A 14,839-nucleotide genomic window follows, 5' to 3' on the forward strand; every position below is an offset into this window, starting at 1 on the left:
ACCGCAGTGCAGCGTCGGAAACGTGATGCGAAGAACATGGCCGGCACCGGAAAGGTTCCCGGTCGGGTTTCGGATACCCGAAGGCGAGGCACCCTAAAAGATCACGCATCGGCGAGAACCAAATGCGTCTCTGCCCGTTATTGGGCATGGGAAGACGGTCCCGCAACGGAAGGGAAAACACCATGGGCATTCTCTGGACGATCATCATCGGCTTTCTCGCCGGCATCGTCGCCAAGTTCCTGATGCCGGGTCGCGATCCGGGCGGCTTCATCATCACCACCCTGCTGGGCATCGCCGGCGCTTTCGTCGCGACGTATCTGGGTGCCGCCGTCGGCTGGTACCGGCCGGGCGAGGGAGCGGGCTTCATCGGCGCCATCGTCGGCGCGATCATCATTCTCGCCATCTACCGCATGATCGCCGGCCGCCGGACGACGGTCTAAGCGGCGGCAGCGGAACACGCCGGCTTGCCTGAAAGCCGGACAAGACATAGCCAGACAAGATAAGGGGACCACCGGACGGCCGGCGGTCCCTTTTTCATTCCGGAGCGGATCAAGCCAGCGCCACCGGCTGCGGCATGAAGATGGCGCGGGAGATGGCGGCCTGGATTCCGGCATTGGTAAAGGGCTTGCGGACGATCTGCCCCAGATGGCGGGCGTCGCCGGCCTCGATGTCATCGTCGAAGGCGGTGACGAAGATGGTGCGCAGTTCACGCACGCGCTTCAACCGCCGCGCGATCTCGATCCCGCTGCCGCCATCGGCCAGCCGGACGTCCAGCAGGGCCAGCGTCGGCTTTTCCGCCTTCATCAGGGCGAGCGCCTCCGGCTCGTTGCCGGCGGTGCCGCAGACGACATGCCCCATCTCGGCGACCAGCGCCCCCAGTTCCATCGCCAGGATGGCGTTGTCCTCCACCACCATCACCCGCTGGATCATGGCGCCGCGCACCCACGTACGGGCGGTCTTCAACCTCTCGATCGCCTCACCCGGCCGCAGTTGCAGCACTTTCGCCGCCTGCGGCAGGCTCAGCCCTTCCAGCGCGGTCAGCAGATACAGACGGCGGTCGACCTCCGGCAGTTCGGTAAGGGCGCGTTCGATGGGGTGGGGCGAGGGAAGCGGCCGGCCGGCCGGGCCGAAATCCTCCGACCGGTCGAACAGCAGGTTGAGCAGCGCATACATCGGCAGCAACGCTCCGTCGCTGCCACGATCCAGACCGAAGCGCGAGGGCGCCATCATCGCCGCCTCGACACAGCGGGTCACCAGCGCGTCGCCACGGTCGGTCGTGCCGGTCAGTGCCCGCGCATAGCGGCGCAGCACCGGAACCACCTCGAACAATTCGCATTCGTAAACGAGCATACCCGTGACTCCGCTCCCCGACGGGAGTTGCCGCACTGGAATCGCGCCTCTCGAACCGTTCAACGGGGAAACGCGCCGACCCTGCCGAATCGTGTCAGGCCATAAACCAGATTTTGAGATCGTCCTTCGTCGTCGACGAATCCTATCATGGGCAGCGTGGCGGTCGAATGGGAAATGGGGGTGCCCGCCGACAACCGACGATCAAGCCCCAAGGATCAGAGCCGACCGAATCCGATTTGTCGAAGGGCTGGTTCATCTCACTTGGCGTTCTCGCGAAGCTGCCGGCTTCGCCATTGCCAGGGCTTTTCCACCTGCCCGGCCCACAGCCCCATGCGCTTGCTCTGCGCATAGGCCTCGCCCTTCTGATAGGCCGGCGACAGGCTGGCATATTGAAAGGCCCAGCCGCGCGACACCATCGCCGCCCCCAGATCGACGCCGCGCACACGGCATTCGCCCTTCTTCTCGCCGGTGCGGTCCTGTTCGGTGACGGTGCAGGTCACCTCTTCACCCTTCACCATATTGGCGAGCACGGCGGTGGCGACCTTGAAGCAGTCCAACTCGTGGCCATACCGGTTCTTGCATTTCTGCCCCGGATCCGGCGCGTCGATTCCCATCAGCCGGACGGCCGTGCCGTTGATGGTCAGCAGGTCGCCCTCAACCGCCATGGCGGTGCCCTTGATGGTCTGGTCCGGTGTGTTGGCGATGGGGCCGCGCCCCTTGGCCGCCTGCCCCTTGGCCGTTTGATTGGTCTGCGCCATGGCCGGTCCCGCCAGGGCGAGCAGAACCGCCAGCAGCACCGCCATCAGCATCGCGTCAGAACAGGCTCGGCTGGTCATCGCCCGGCTTGTCCTTCGCCTTGGCCGGAACGATTTCCTGCGGCGGATCCAGGCAGGAGCAGTCGTCGTTGCGCACGCTGTTCACCTTCGGCCCCACCGGCACCACGTCCAGCCACTCTTCCGGCGCGGAGCGGATCAGCCCCTCCAGCACCGGCAGCGGGGTCGCCGGATCCAGCCATGCATCCCAGTCGGCGGGGTCGAGCACCACCGGCATGCGGTCATGCAGGAAGGACAGGGTCGCGTTGGTCGCCGTCGTCACCACCGTCGCGGTTTCCAGAGGCGGATCGAGCGGCGGCGCCCCCTTCGGCCCGCGCCAGCGCTCCCACAAACCGGCCAGCGCGAAAAGGCCGCGGTCGCGGCGGCGGATGACGTGGCCCTGCTTGCGCGGCTTCGCCCCCTCCCCCACGCTGGTCCATTCATAGAATCCGTCCAGCGGGACCAGGCAGCGGCGCTTGCGGAAGGCATCGCGGAAGGCCGGCTTGTCGGCCACCGATTCGCCGCGCGCGTTGATCATCCGCCCGCCGATGGCGGGATCGTCGGCCCAGGGCGGCACCAGCCCCCAGCGGACCATCGCCAGGTGGCGGCCGTCCTCCTCGCGTCGGATGACGGGGATGTCCTGCGTCGGGGCGATATTCCACCGCGGCATCAGGTTTGGCCGTTCGGGCACGCCGAACAGGCGCTGGACCTCGCTGACCGGGGTGGTGAGAAGCATGCGTCCACACATGTGGTAAAATATGGCCCTTGCAGGTCCATTCCGCCAGCCGTTTGCCCCGGTTCTTGAGGGTTCAGCCGACAATCCTTGCAGCGGACAACCGTCACCCATGTCGCCCGTCGGGGTTTCCCTGACGCTTAAGCCGGCCTATCTTCGCGGGGCACAACAATCGCATCGAACCGGAAGGCGGGAGTTCACCCATGAAGTTCGGCATCGGACAGGCGGTTCCGCGCACCGAAGACGCCCGGCTGCTGACCGGCGGCGGCCGCTACACCGACGACGTGTCTCTCCCCGGACAGGCCTATGCGGCCTTCGTCCGCTCGCCCCATGCCTTCGCCGCCATCGGCGCCATCGACACCTCGGACGCGCTGGCCCAGCCCGGCGTGCTGGCGGTCTACACCATCGCCGATCTCGACGCCGAAAATGTCGGCATGATCCCCTGTCAGGCGGTGCTGAAGCAGCGCGACGGGTCGAACTATGTCCGCACCCCGCGCCCGGCGCTGGTCCGCGGCTTCGCCCGCCATGTTGGCGATCCGGTCGCCATGGTGGTGGCCGAAACGCTGGAGGCCGCGCGCGAGGCCGCCGAACTGGTGATGGTCGATTACGAGGACCGCGAGCCCGTCACCGGCACGCTGGCGGCGCTGGAGCCCGGCCGCCCGCTGGTGTGGGACGAGGCGCCGAACAACCTCTGCTTCGACTGGGATACCGGTGACGAGGCGGCGGTGGAGGCCGCACTGGCCGGCGCCCACCGCGTGGTGGAACTGGAACTGGTCAACAACCGCGTCGTCGCCAATCCGATGGAAGGTCGCGCCTGCGTCGCCGGTGTCGAATCGGGGGCCGACGGCGGCCCCGGCCGGCTGCTGATCTACGTTACCAGCCAGGGCGTCCACGGCCTGCAGAAGCAGTTCGCCAAGATCCTGAACGAGCCCGAGCAGCGCATCCGCGTGCTGACCACCGACGTCGGCGGTGGCTTCGGCATGAAGCTGTTCAACTATCCGGAATATGTCGCCTGCCTGTTCGCCGCCCGCCGGCTGAACCGCGCGGTCAAATGGGCCGCTGACCGGATCGAGGGCTTCATCAGCGACGACCACGGCCGCGACCATGTCAGCAAGGCGCGGCTGGCGCTCGACGCCGACGGCTATTTCCTCGGCCTGCGGGTCGACACCGTCGCCAATCTCGGCGCCTATCTTTCCAACTACGGCCCCTTCATCCCGACCGATGCCGGATCGGCGATGCTGGTTGGCTCTTATAAGACTCCGGCCGTCTATGTGCGGGTGAAGGGCGTCTTCACCAATACCCAGCCGGTCGACGCCTATCGCGGCGCCGGCCGTCCGGAGGCGGCCTATCTGCTGGAACGGCTGATCGACCATGCCGGCCGCGTCACCGGCCTCGGCCCGGCGGAGATCCGGCGGCGCAACTTCATTCCGCCGACCGCCATGCCCTATGCCACGCCGATGGGGCAGGTCTATGACACCGGCGAGTTCGTCCAGAATCTGGAAGACGGCCTGATCCTCGCCGACATGGCCGGCCTGCCCGCCCGCAAGGCGGAGGCGAAGGCCCGCGGCAAGCTGCGCGGCGCCGGCCTATCCACCTACATCGAAGCGTGCTCGGGCGGCGGGCCGGAGCAGGCGACCGTCCAGGTCAATGGCGACGGCAAGGTGGTGCTGATGATCGGCACCCAGACCAACGGCCAGGGCCACGAAACGGCCTACAAGCAGATCCTCGCCGACCGGCTTGGCGTCCCGCCGGAGGATGTCGAGGTGGTGCAGGGCGACACCGACCGCGTCAGTTGGGGCGCCGGCACCGGAGGCTCGCGTTCCGTTCCGGTCGGCGGCTCGGCGCTGGCGGAGGGTGCGGCCAAGGTGGTGAAGGCCGCGACCACGGTCGCCGCCGACCTGCTGGAAACCGCCGAGGTCGACGTGGAGTTCACCGACGGCCGCTTCACCATCGTCGGCACCGACCGCTCGGTTTCGCTGAAGGAGGTGGCGGCCAAGGCGGCGGCGGGCGGCGGCGGCGGCATCGCCTTCTCCGAGATGGCGCGCTGGACCCCACCGGCCAGCACCTTCCCCAATGGCTGCCACATCGCGGAGGTGGAGATCGACCCCACCACCGGCATCGTCGAGGTGCTGCGCTACAGCGTCGTCGACGATTTCGGCACGGTCATCAACCCGATGCTGGTGATCGGCCAGATCCATGGCGGCGTGGCCCAGGGGCTGGGGCAGGCCCTGCAGGAGCGGGTGGTGTTCGATCCCGACAGCGGGCAGCTGCTGTCCGGCTCCTTCATGGACTACCAGATGCCGCGGGCGGTCGACATGCCGCCGATCGAGGTGAAGCTGAACAGCGTGCCCAGCACCACCAACATGCTGGGCATGAAGGGCGCCGGCGAGGCCGGGGCCATCGGCGCACCGCCGGCCATCATCAACGCGGTGGTCGATGCGCTATCCGACCTCGGCATCACCCACATCGACATGCCGGCGACGCCGGAATCGGTGTGGGCGGCAATCCGCAACGCTGAGACCCGCATGGCGGCGGAATAGGGGAAAGTCCTAGTCGGAAGGTGTGGCACTTGCCACACCTCCGTCTGATGAAATCCATGGCATTGTTCCTTACCTAAAAGTGCAATTCTTGATCCGACAGGGGTAGGGCGATGGCGTTTGGCGACGGTGGGTGCGGCGGTCAATGTGCGGACCGCCTCGATCTGGATTTCACGATGGCTTTCCAGCCCATCGTCGATGTCGCCAGCGGCGGTGTCTGGGCGCATGAGGCGCTGGTGCGCGGCACCCAGGGCCAGGGTGCCGGCTGGGTGCTTGGCCAGGTTACCGATGCAACCCGCTACGCCTTCGACCAGTCCTGCCGCATCAAGGCGATCGAGTTGGCCTCCTCCCTGCCGATGAACGGCGCCCGCCTGTCCATCAACTTCCTGCCCAACGCCGTCTACAAGGCGGAGGCCTGCATCAAGGCTACGCTGGCCGCCGCCCGCCGCACCGGCTTCCCCACCGACCGCATCATCTTCGAAGTGACGGAGAACGAGCGGGTGGTGGACCACGACCACCTGAAGAGCATCTTCAGCGAATACAAGCGCCAGGGCTTCCTGACCGCCATCGACGATTTCGGCTCCGGCTATTCCGGTCTGAACCTGCTGGCCGAATTCCAGCCCGACATCATCAAGCTGGACATGGAGCTGACCCGCAACATCGACACGGAGCGCGCCCGGCGCAGCATCGTCAAGGCCATCCTGGCGGTTTGCGAGGATCTCGCCATCACCCCCATCGCCGAGGGCATCGAGACGGTCGGCGAGGCCAAGACCCTGCGCGACCTGGGCGTCACCCTGATGCAGGGCTACCTGTTCGCCAAGCCGGCCTTCCAATCCGTGGTGACCGACCCGGAAATGGCGATGCTGGCGGCCTAGCGGCTGACCGGCGCCGTCATGTAGCTCATCCCGCCGCCATAGCTCGCCAGCTTGGCCTCCAGCGCCGGCCCGCCATCCGCATAGGGTGCGAAGCCGACGCGGTCCCAATAGCTCCGCGCACCCGGCGTCGAGGTCAGCGCCAGCCACCGCCACCCTTCCTGCGCCGCCAGCCTATGGGCATAGCCCAGCACCGCCGCCCCCAGCCCGGTGCCGCGCGCCTCCGGCAGCAGCGCGATGTCGTGCAGGTACAAGCAGTCCGCATCCGCCGGCAGCCCCCCCAACGGCGTGTCGAGCGGCGGCGGCACCCCCAGCCTGCCCGGATGCATGACGCCGTAGCCGATTGCTTCGCCGCGGCATTCGGCCACACGGCAGCCGGCGGGGTAGAGCGCCAGCCTCTCCTCGAACACGCCGCGTTCTTCCGGATAGTCCGGATGTACGATGTCCGCGATGGCGAGGATCCGGTCCAGATCGGCGGCAGTCATAGCACGCCATAGGGCCGATGCGCCGTGGCCCTTAGTCCGCCCGATGTCCGACAATTCCCCGGCCGTCATCCGCCTTCTCCGTTCCACACCCGTTCAAGAGCTTCCGGCCCGCCTTCGGGCAGGATATGCTGACTCTTCATACCATAGGGAGATTACCCCATGCCCGATGCCGCTGTGGCGAGCCTGCTGCCGACGGTCCGCACCATCGCCCACGAGGCCGGTCAGGTCATCCTGCGCTTCTACAACGACGGCATCGACGTCGCCACCAAGGTCGACGGCAGCCCGGTCACGCAGGCCGACCAAGCGGCGGAGGCGGTGATCGTCCCGGCGTTGCACCACCTGCTGCCGGGCGTGCCCGTCGTCGCGGAAGAGGCGATGTCCGCGGGCCACAAGCCCGACATCTCCGGCGGCCGTTTCTGGCTGGTCGATCCGCTCGACGGCACGAAGGAATTCATCTCCCGCAACGGCGAGTTTACGGTGAACATCGCCCTGGTCGAGAACGGCGCCCCGGTCCTGGGCGTCGTCTATGCGCCCGCCACCGGCGACATGTACGCCGCGGCCGGCCCCGGCACCGCCGTCCATTGCGCGGAGGGCCGCCACGACCACCCCATCGCCGTCCGCAACCCGCCGGCCGACGGGCTGACCGTCGTCGCCAGCCGCTCCCACGGCAACGGGTCGGTGCTGGACGACTTCCTTGGCAAGTACACGGTCAAGGACCGGGTGTCCTGCGGCAGCTCGCTGAAATTCTGCACGGTGGCGAGCGGCAAGGCCGACCTCTACCCCCGCTTCGGACCGACCAGCGAGTGGGACACCGCCGCCGGTCACGCCGTGCTGATCGGCGCCGGCGGCCGGGTGGAGCAGCCGGACGGCTCGCCGCTGGTCTATGGCAAGGACGACATCCTCAACCCGCACTTCGTCGCCTACGGCTGGAAATGACCTCTTCCGTTTCGTGCCTGGGTGAGGCGGCGACCGCGGTGCTGACCACCGCGGCGCCGCTGGAGAAAGTGCGCCTGACCCGCCTTCATGCCGCCGCATGGCGCGACGGCCTGCTGTCGCCCGACGTGCCGGCCCCGCCGCCCGACCGCCCCGCCCGCCCCGACCGGCCGGAGCTGAAGCTGCCGCGCGACATGCCCAAGCGCGGGCGCGGCGGCAGCGCGCAGAACCGCATCGCCCTGCTGCATGCGCTGGCCCATATCGAGCTGAACGCCATCGACCTCGCCTGGGACATCGTCGCCCGATTCGCGCATCTCGGCCTGCCGAAGGGCTTCACCGACGACTGGGTCCAGGTGGCCGACGACGAGGCTCGGCATTTCCAGATGCTGGAAACCCGTCTGAACGCTCTCGGTTCGTCCTATGGCGACCTGCCCGCCCATGACGGGCTGTGGCAGGCCGCGACGGAAACCGCCCACGACCTCGCCGCCCGGCTGGCGGTGGTGCCGATGGTGCTGGAGGCGCGCGGCCTGGACGTCACCCCCGAGACGGTGCGCCGCCTGCGCGACTTCGGCGATGCCGAGAGCGCCGACCTGCTGCAGACCATCCATGATGAGGAAATCAGCCACGTCGCCGCCGGCCGACGCTGGTTCGTCCATCTCTGTACCGACCGCGGGGCGGAACCGGTCGCCTTCTGGCAGGATCTGGTCGGCCGCCATTTCCGCGGCGGGCTGAAGCGCCCCTTCAACACCGCCAGCCGCCAGTTGGCCGGCTTCGGCCCGGAATATTACGAGCCGATCACACCGGAAATTGACCGCAGGCCGGAAACCCGGTAAGGCGCTGGACATCATGGCCGTATACACCGAAGTCACCGACGAGGATCTCAGCACCTTCGCCGCCCAGTACGATCTGGGCGCGGTGCTGTCGTGCAAGGGCATCGCGGAGGGGGTGGAGAATTCCAACTTCCTGCTGGTGACCGAACGCGGACCCTACATCCTGACGCTCTACGAGAAGCGCACGCGGAAGGAGGATCTGCCCTTCTTCCTCGGCCTGATGGAGCATCTGGCGGAAAAGGGCATCGCCTGCCCGCTGCCGGTGGCGGGTCGCGACGGCGTGGCCCTGCGCGAGCTGTGCGGCCGCCCGGCGGTGATCGTCACCTTCCTGGCCGGCATGTGGCCGCGCCGGATCATGCCGCAGCACTGCGCCCAGTTGGGCGAGGCGCTGGCCCGCCTGCATCTGGCGGTCGGCGACTTCCGCATGGAACGGCCGAACGCGCTGGCCCTGCCCGGCTGGAAGGATCTGTTCGCCAAGTCGGCCGAGCGTGCCGACGAGGTTGCCCCCGGCCTGCGCGCGACGCTGGAGACCGAACTGGCGGCGCTGGAGGCCAACTGGCCGGTCGGGCTGCCGGCCGGCGTCATCCATGCCGACCTGTTCCCGGACAACGTCTTCTTCCGCGGCGACAGCCTGTCCGGCCTGATCGATTTCTATTTCGCCTGCAACGACTTCTTCGTCTACGACGTGGCGATCTGCATCAACGCCTGGTGCTTCGAGATCGACGGGTCGTTCAACGCCACCAAGGCCCGGCTGCTGCTGTCCAACTATCGCAAGGTCCGGCCGCTGTCCCGCGAGGAACTGGATGCCCTGCCCTGGCTGTGCCGAGGCAGCGCGGTGCGCTTCCTGCTGACCCGCCTCTACGACTGGCTGAACCACCCGCCGGGCGCCTTCGTCCGGCCGAAGGATCCGCTGGAATATCTGCGCAAGCTGCGCTTCCACCAGTCGGTCCGCGGGCTGGGCGACTATTTCCTCGACGATTCGGACGTGGGCGGGGCCTGACTGAATGACCGACACCACCTCCTCGACCGAAGCCGGTCTCAAGACAGTCGACATCTTCACCGACGGTGCCTGCAGCGGAAATCCCGGCCCCGGCGGCTGGGGCGCCATCCTGCGCTATGGCGAGGTGGAGAAGGAGCTGTATGGCGGCGAACCGGCGACCACCAACAACCGCATGGAACTGATGGCCGCCATCATGGCGCTGGAAGCGTTGAAGAAGCCGGTGACCGTCCGCCTCTTCACCGACAGCGAATATGTGAAGAACGGCATCACCAAATGGATCCATGGCTGGAAGGCCAAGGGTTGGCTGACCGCCGACAAGAAGCCGGTGAAGAACGTCGACCTGTGGCAGCGCCTGGAAGAGGCGAAGCGGCAGCACGAGATCGAATTCCACTGGGTCCGCGGCCACGCCGGCCACCCCGAGAACGAACGCGCCGACGAACTGGCGCGCCGTGGCGTGGCCGACGTGCGAAAATCACAAGTTTAGGGCATAACCTCGAATACGTTACTCAACCTCATCGTGTCATAGCCCAGAAACAAGAGGCAAATCGGAACGATTCGTCATCAGCTTCAGAAATTCTATAGCTGTAAGACTCGGGACCTCCATCCTCGCCATAACGGTAAATTCCTTCTTTGGCTCGCTGGTAATCGAGTCTAAAACAAGTTTCCCCTATGTTGTGCGCCCTGGTGTCAACTCTGTCACCTGCGGATTTACGCGCGCCGTCTCCGTTTGCCACCAGAAATGCCATCCCAACATACTGAATAGTTGAACTGTTTGGCGATTTCATTAAAGCAGATCGCAAACGGGAAATGTCGCTCGCAATGTTAGCATGAGAATTGATCGCATTTTTTACTTCAATAGCACCGATCGGCGCACCGGAAGTGTCATAAACAAAAATATCAAACCGCCCGGATGCGTTAAGCGCTTCAGGAAATTTACCTCGTCCTAAAGCACCGGCTTCACCCATTGACTGTCTTATGTTGGCTTCCGGCTTGACCCAACCGACCGACTTCAATTTCTTCAGACTACGGTACAATCCGGCCGTCAAAAGATATTCGGGCATTTGATCGCAACTGATGCCGCTGATCTCCTGAAATTCGTTGCAAACCTCTTCCAATGAATTGTGGACGCACTTGATCAACGCATTTAGAGCCAATGCCATAAGGGTTACTCCCAAAGGATAGCAGCGCAATCCTTTGGGAGAACTCTTTTGCTGTCAATCTCGTATTCGTATTAACGGAGAGAGGCGCAGCAAACTCAGCAGAGACGCCATACCTCTGCACTCAAGCTATGAGATCAAACCTTCTCCAGCACCGCTTCGGCCGACGACACCTCGAACTTGCCGGGGGCCTCTACGGCGACGTGGGTGACCTTGCCGTCCTCCGCCACCAGGGCGAAGCGCTGGCCGCGGGTGCCCAGGCCGTGGGCGGAACCGTCCATGGTCAGGCCGAGAGCCGTGGTGAAGGTGGCATTGCCGTCCGGCAGCATCTTCACCTTGTCGCCGACGCCACCCTTGTCACCCCAGGCGCGCATCACGAAGGGATCGTTGACGGCGAGGCAGATGATGCTGTCGACGCCCTTCACCTTCAGCGCGTCGGCCTGCTGGACGAAGCCCGGCAGATGCTTGGCGGAGCAGGTCGGGGTGAAGGCGCCGGGGACGGAGAACAGGACGACCTTCTTGCCCTTGAACAGCTCGTCCGTCGTCACTTCCTGCATGCCGTTGTCGGTCAGCCACTTCAGCGTGACGGACGGAATGGTATCGCCAACCTGGATGCTCATCGTCTCTAACCCTTCCGATTTTATGGGTCTGACCCGTTTTCCGGGTTCGGCCGGACCCTCGTTGCGGAGCCCGGCCCTGCATCCCTTCTATCCCCCGCGGCGGATGGCCGCAAGGCGCGGTTGGCCCGACTATCCGCTTGGCATTAGACCGCCAAGGTCACGCCTTCTTCACGAACTCCGACTTCAGGTTCATGGCGCCGATGCCGTCGATCTTGCAGGCGATGTTGTGGCCGTCGGCGCCGTCCGTCAGACGGATGTTCTTCACCTTGGTCCCGCCCTTGACCACCAGGGACGATCCCTTGACCTTCAGGTCCTTGATGACCGTGACGCTGTCACCGTCGGCCAGCGGGTTGCCGTTGGCGTCGCGCACGCCCTGCCCCGCATCGGCATCCACCGCGGCGACGGCCGTGTCGGGGTTCCATTCATGGCCGCAGTCGGGGCAGTTCCACAGGCTGCCGTCGTTATAGGCGTTCTCGGAGTTGCACTGCGGGCAGTTGATCTGATCGTCCATCATCGTCCTCATGGCGCGGGAGAAGCTCCCGGAGCCGCCCTGTTACCGCAGAATAGCCGCAACGGCCATAGGCCTTTTCCGGATTAGGGTCACGACGACTTGCCCGCCGTCGCCGCCTCCTTCCCCGCCGCCTTGCTCAACGCCTCCAGCACGACCCCGTCGCTCAGCAGTTCCGGCAGGGCGATGCCGTCCGGCGCGCCGGGACCGTAGACGATGTTGAAGGGGATGCCGTAGCGGCCATGGTCGGACAGGAACTTCGCGATCGTCGCGTCCGGCCGGGTCCAGTCCGCCCGCATCGCCACCACGCCCTTGTCCTCCAGCCGCTCGGCGACCTCACCACGGTTCAACACCAGCTTCTTGTTGGCTTGGCAGGTGATGCACCAGTCGGCGGTCACGTCGACGAAGACGGTGCGGCCGGTGGCGACATGGTCGCGGATCGTCGATTCGACGAAGGGCACCCAGCGCGCCTTGCTGTCGCTGACCACCGGAGCCGCACCGGCCGACGGACCGACCGCCGCCGGCATGGCGAAGGCGGCGACCGCCAGCACACCGGCCAGCGCCGGGCCGGCAGTCCGCGTCACGCCTCGGGCACTCCGCCCGACCCACAGCGCCAGCACCAGCCCCGCCATCAGCAGCCCGACGGTGGCGGCAGCCACCTCGCCGATCTGCGCGGTCAGCACCGACAGCAACCAAACCGCCGTCAGCATCAGCGCGAAGCCCAACACGATTTTCAGCTTCGCCATCCAGCGTCCAGGCCGCGGCAGCCAGCCGGCCACCCGCGGCCAAGCCGCCACCGCCAGATAAGGCAGCGCCAGCCCGACGCCCAAAGCCGCGAAGATCGCGTAGACCTCCACCGGCCCCTTGGACAGCGCGAATCCGACCGCTGTGCCGAGGAACGGCGCCGAACAGGGCGTCGCCAGCAGGGTCGCGAACATGCCGGTGGCGAACGGCCCGGCCAGCCCGTCGCCGCCCAGCCGGTCGGCCAGCGCGCGCGGCAGCGGAACTTCGAACAGCCCCCACAAATTGGCCGAGAACAGCGTGACCAGCACGACCATGAAGACCAGGAACAGCGGCTGCTGGAACTGGATGCCCCAGCCGACCGCCCCGCCCGCCGCCTTGACGCCGACCAGAACCGAGGCCATCAGCAGGAAAGAAGTGAGGATGCCGGCCGCGCTCGCCAGGAAGCCGGCGCGCACCGCGGCGGGCGCCCGACCGCCATGCTTGACCACCGACATCAGCTTCAGCGACAGCACCGGCAGCACGCACGGCATCAGGTTCAGAATCAGCCCGCCCAGCAGCGCCACCCCGAGCATCGCCGCCAGACCGACGCTGCCGGGAGTTGGCGCGGCGCCACCGGCCGACGCCGATGCTGATGCCGTGACCGGCGCCTCGACCGCCTTGTCACCGTCGATCAGGGTCAACGTCAGCGCGCGCCCGGCCAGATTCAGCCCCGGCTGCGGGTCGGTCACCGTCAGGGTCAGGCGGACATGGCGGTCGTTGTCGGAAAAGACCGTCTTGGGGGCGGAGAAGGTCAGGGCCGGATCGGTCTCGACGAACAGGTCGGGGGTGATGAAGCCGTCGGCGGCGGTCGCCTCCACCTCCAGCGACGCCCCGTTGCCGCGCACGGAGTCGATGCGCAGCAGCCCGTTCGGCCCCTTCGGCACCAGCGCCTGCGCGCGCGCCACGTCATTGGCGACCTCGCTCGGGTTCGCCGGCCCGGCCGGCAGCGCAAGCGCGAGGTCAAGCGTCTGCGGCACGCAGATCTCCGAACAGACCAGCAGTTCGGCGGTCAGCGCCAGATCGACGGGCTTGCCGGGAGTCGTCGGCGTCCCCTGGATCGGGAACAGCACGGCGGTATCGTATCCCGCCGTCTCGAATCCCAGAACGGAGAAACGGTGCGGCGCCGGATAGGACAGCGTCGCCTCGCCCAGGTTGCCCGAGCGGCTCCAGTCCAGGCGCGGCGCGAATCCGGCATCGCCGGGGGAACGCCAATAGGTCTTCCACCCCGGCTCCAGCCGCAATTCCAGCCCCAGCGGCAGCGCCGTCAGGTCACCGGTGCCTCGCACCGCGGACACCAGCCGCGCCTCCACCGGCCCGGCCTTGATCCAGGCGCCGATCCCGCCCCCTGCCCCAGTGCCCTGGGCAAAAGCAGGTACGGCGCCGCCGGCCAGCACGGCCAGAAGCAGCAGGAGGACGAGGGCATGTCTTTTCATCGCGCGCACTGTTCTCTTCCCTGGAAGGGGCGCATCGGCGTCCCCGACACCCTATATGATAGCCCATATAATGGTGACAAAGCTCGGCCGGTGCTGTCACACTCCGGTGAAAGCGTCGCCAGAGCGCCAACCACAACCGACCGTAGGGACGGGGGCGGTCTTCCGCACCGAACCGACGACAAGGATAATCGCCCATGCCGCGTCTGACCAAGTCTCCGGACTCCAAGACCACGGAATCGCTGACCGGCCAGCTGCTGATCGCCATGCCCGGAATGGAGGACCCGCGTTTCCAGCGCACGGTCATCTATGTGTGCGCCCACAATGAAGACGGCGCAATGGGTCTGGTGGTGAACCGGCTGTTCGGGTCGATCACGTTCGAGGATTTGCTGGAACAGCTCGACATGGACATCCCGCAGCCGACCCACAATCTGCCGGTGCATTACGGCGGTCCGGTCGAGTCGGGCCGCGGCTTTGTCCTGCACTCCACCGACTATGTCCGCGACGGCACGCTGGTGGTGAACGACGACGTGGCCCTGACCGCCACCATCGACATCCTGCGGGCCATCTCCGAAGACCGCGGCCCGCGCCGCAACCTGCTGCTGCTGGGCTATGCCGGCTGGGGCCCGGGCCAACTGGACGCCGAATTCCAGGCCAACGGCTGGCTGAACGTGCCCTGCGACGAAAAGCTGCTGTTCGACACCGACCTGGACGCCAAGTGGGAGCGCGCCATCGGCAAGCTGGGCGTCAGCGTCTCCATGCTGTCGGGCGAGGCCGGGCACGCCTGAG

The 14,839-nt window shown here is 66.7% G+C and carries 16 protein-coding genes; 8 read left to right on the top strand and 8 right to left on the bottom strand.

Annotated features, from left to right (window positions below):
• Positions 1-182: 182 nt before the first annotated feature.
• Entirely contained in the window at positions 183-440 is a 258-nt protein-coding gene (locus M5E06_RS05715) for a GlsB/YeaQ/YmgE family stress response membrane protein (RefSeq protein WP_085089454.1), read from the top strand.
• 109 nt (positions 441-549) lie between these two features.
• Here M5E06_RS05715 and M5E06_RS05720 read toward each other — a convergent pair whose 3' ends face one another.
• The 3 genes from M5E06_RS05720 to M5E06_RS05730 all read right to left on the bottom strand — a co-directional run bounded on the left by M5E06_RS05720 (position 550) and on the right by M5E06_RS05730 (position 2,898).
• On the bottom strand, positions 550-1,350 hold the full coding sequence (locus M5E06_RS05720) for a PhyR family response regulator anti-anti-sigma factor (protein ID WP_252137467.1): 801 nt from the start codon (positions 1,348-1,350) through the stop codon (positions 550-552).
• A 257-nt stretch (positions 1,351-1,607) separates the two neighbouring features.
• Positions 1,608-2,186, bottom strand: a complete 579-nt coding sequence (locus M5E06_RS05725; RefSeq protein WP_252137468.1) for a thermonuclease family protein — start codon at positions 2,184-2,186, stop codon at positions 1,608-1,610.
• On the bottom strand, positions 2,164-2,898 hold the full coding sequence (locus M5E06_RS05730) for an SOS response-associated peptidase (RefSeq protein WP_252137469.1): 735 nt from the start codon (positions 2,896-2,898) through the stop codon (positions 2,164-2,166). Before M5E06_RS05730 ends, M5E06_RS05725 begins: the two co-directional genes overlap by 23 nt.
• Before the next feature lie 200 nt (positions 2,899-3,098).
• Between M5E06_RS05730 and M5E06_RS05735 the strand changes: the two genes are divergently transcribed.
• Together M5E06_RS05735 and M5E06_RS05740 are read left to right on the top strand one after the other, a co-directional pair.
• A complete protein-coding gene (locus M5E06_RS05735; RefSeq protein WP_252137470.1) occupies positions 3,099-5,435 on the top strand; it encodes a xanthine dehydrogenase family protein molybdopterin-binding subunit in 2,337 nt (778 codons plus the stop codon).
• Positions 5,436-5,608: 173 nt separating this feature from the next.
• On the top strand, positions 5,609-6,307 hold the full coding sequence (locus M5E06_RS05740) for an EAL domain-containing protein (protein WP_252137471.1): 699 nt from the start codon (positions 5,609-5,611) through the stop codon (positions 6,305-6,307).
• Here M5E06_RS05740 and M5E06_RS05745 read toward each other — a convergent pair.
• Positions 6,304-6,789, bottom strand: a complete 486-nt coding sequence (locus M5E06_RS05745) for a GNAT family N-acetyltransferase (protein ID WP_252137472.1) — start codon at positions 6,787-6,789, stop codon at positions 6,304-6,306. The two genes, M5E06_RS05740 and M5E06_RS05745, sit on opposite strands and share 4 nt — an antisense overlap.
• A 159-nt stretch (positions 6,790-6,948) precedes the next feature.
• Between M5E06_RS05745 and cysQ the strand changes: the two genes are divergently transcribed.
• From cysQ to rnhA, 4 genes are read left to right on the top strand one after another with little or no spacing between them, the layout of a single operon-like run.
• Positions 6,949-7,725, top strand: coding sequence for a 3'(2'),5'-bisphosphate nucleotidase CysQ (gene cysQ / locus M5E06_RS05750; RefSeq protein ID WP_252137473.1), 777 nt, complete (start codon positions 6,949-6,951; stop codon positions 7,723-7,725).
• Positions 7,722-8,555, top strand: a complete 834-nt coding sequence (locus tag M5E06_RS05755; protein WP_252137474.1) for a ferritin-like domain-containing protein — start codon at positions 7,722-7,724, stop codon at positions 8,553-8,555. Before cysQ ends, M5E06_RS05755 begins: the two co-directional genes overlap by 4 nt.
• Positions 8,556-8,568: 13 nt before the next feature.
• Positions 8,569-9,552, top strand: coding sequence for a homoserine kinase (locus tag M5E06_RS05760; protein ID WP_136705663.1), 984 nt, complete (start codon positions 8,569-8,571; stop codon positions 9,550-9,552).
• 4 nt (positions 9,553-9,556) lie between these two features.
• On the top strand, positions 9,557-10,036 hold the full coding sequence (rnhA, locus tag M5E06_RS05765; RefSeq protein ID WP_252137475.1) for a ribonuclease HI: 480 nt from the start codon (positions 9,557-9,559) through the stop codon (positions 10,034-10,036).
• 28 nt (positions 10,037-10,064) lie between these two features.
• On the opposite strand, the gene M5E06_RS05770 is transcribed toward rnhA, so the two are convergent.
• From M5E06_RS05770 to M5E06_RS05785, 4 genes are all read right to left on the bottom strand, one after another.
• Positions 10,065-10,712 (bottom strand): hypothetical protein, encoded by a 648-nt coding sequence (locus M5E06_RS05770; RefSeq protein WP_252137476.1) that lies wholly within the window; start codon positions 10,710-10,712, stop codon positions 10,065-10,067.
• Positions 10,713-10,846: 134 nt separating this feature from the next.
• The gene (locus tag M5E06_RS05775) at positions 10,847-11,329 is read right to left on the bottom strand and encodes a peroxiredoxin (protein ID WP_252137477.1); all 483 of its coding nucleotides are present in this window, start codon (positions 11,327-11,329) and stop codon (positions 10,847-10,849) included.
• A gap of 157 nt (positions 11,330-11,486) precedes the next feature.
• On the bottom strand, positions 11,487-11,840 hold the full coding sequence (locus M5E06_RS05780) for a zinc ribbon domain-containing protein YjdM (protein ID WP_252138518.1): 354 nt from the start codon (positions 11,838-11,840) through the stop codon (positions 11,487-11,489).
• An 89-nt stretch (positions 11,841-11,929) separates the two neighbouring features.
• The gene (locus M5E06_RS05785; protein WP_252137478.1) at positions 11,930-14,053 is read right to left on the bottom strand and encodes a protein-disulfide reductase DsbD family protein; all 2,124 of its coding nucleotides are present in this window, start codon (positions 14,051-14,053) and stop codon (positions 11,930-11,932) included.
• 194 nt (positions 14,054-14,247) lie between these two features.
• On the opposite strand from M5E06_RS05785, the gene M5E06_RS05790 reads away from it, so the two are divergent.
• Entirely contained in the window at positions 14,248-14,838 is a 591-nt protein-coding gene (locus M5E06_RS05790) for a YqgE/AlgH family protein (protein WP_085089466.1), read from the top strand.
• Position 14,839 lies beyond the last annotated feature (1 nt).

It is taken from the genome of Azospirillum sp. A1-3 (assembly GCF_023806445.1).
In the GTDB taxonomy this organism is placed as follows: domain Bacteria; phylum Pseudomonadota; class Alphaproteobacteria; order Azospirillales; family Azospirillaceae; genus Azospirillum.

Bases quoted from the DNA above. Each gene is read 5' to 3' on its own strand.
- M5E06_RS05715 (WP_085089454.1), top strand. From the start codon at position 183: ATGGGCATTCTCTGGACGATCATCATCGGCTTTCTCGCCGGCATCGTC.
- M5E06_RS05720 (WP_252137467.1), bottom strand. From the start codon at position 1,350: ATGCTCGTTTACGAATGCGAATTGTTCGAGGTGGTTCCGGTGCTGCGC.
- M5E06_RS05725 (WP_252137468.1), bottom strand. From the start codon at position 2,186: ATGACCAGCCGAGCCTGTTCTGACGCGATGCTGATGGCGGTGCTGCTG.
- M5E06_RS05730 (WP_252137469.1), bottom strand. From the start codon at position 2,898: ATGCTTCTCACCACCCCGGTCAGCGAGGTCCAGCGCCTGTTCGGCGTG.
- M5E06_RS05735 (WP_252137470.1), top strand. From the start codon at position 3,099: ATGAAGTTCGGCATCGGACAGGCGGTTCCGCGCACCGAAGACGCCCGG.
- M5E06_RS05740 (WP_252137471.1), top strand. From the start codon at position 5,609: ATGGCTTTCCAGCCCATCGTCGATGTCGCCAGCGGCGGTGTCTGGGCG.
- M5E06_RS05745 (WP_252137472.1), bottom strand. From the start codon at position 6,789: ATGACTGCCGCCGATCTGGACCGGATCCTCGCCATCGCGGACATCGTA.
- cysQ (WP_252137473.1), top strand. From the start codon at position 6,949: ATGCCCGATGCCGCTGTGGCGAGCCTGCTGCCGACGGTCCGCACCATC.
- M5E06_RS05755 (WP_252137474.1), top strand. From the start codon at position 7,722: ATGACCTCTTCCGTTTCGTGCCTGGGTGAGGCGGCGACCGCGGTGCTG.
- M5E06_RS05760 (WP_136705663.1), top strand. From the start codon at position 8,569: ATGGCCGTATACACCGAAGTCACCGACGAGGATCTCAGCACCTTCGCC.
- rnhA (WP_252137475.1), top strand. From the start codon at position 9,557: ATGACCGACACCACCTCCTCGACCGAAGCCGGTCTCAAGACAGTCGAC.
- M5E06_RS05770 (WP_252137476.1), bottom strand. From the start codon at position 10,712: ATGGCATTGGCTCTAAATGCGTTGATCAAGTGCGTCCACAATTCATTG.
- M5E06_RS05775 (WP_252137477.1), bottom strand. From the start codon at position 11,329: ATGAGCATCCAGGTTGGCGATACCATTCCGTCCGTCACGCTGAAGTGG.
- M5E06_RS05780 (WP_252138518.1), bottom strand. From the start codon at position 11,840: ATGGACGATCAGATCAACTGCCCGCAGTGCAACTCCGAGAACGCCTAT.
- M5E06_RS05785 (WP_252137478.1), bottom strand. From the start codon at position 14,053: ATGAAAAGACATGCCCTCGTCCTCCTGCTGCTTCTGGCCGTGCTGGCC.
- M5E06_RS05790 (WP_085089466.1), top strand. From the start codon at position 14,248: ATGCCGCGTCTGACCAAGTCTCCGGACTCCAAGACCACGGAATCGCTG.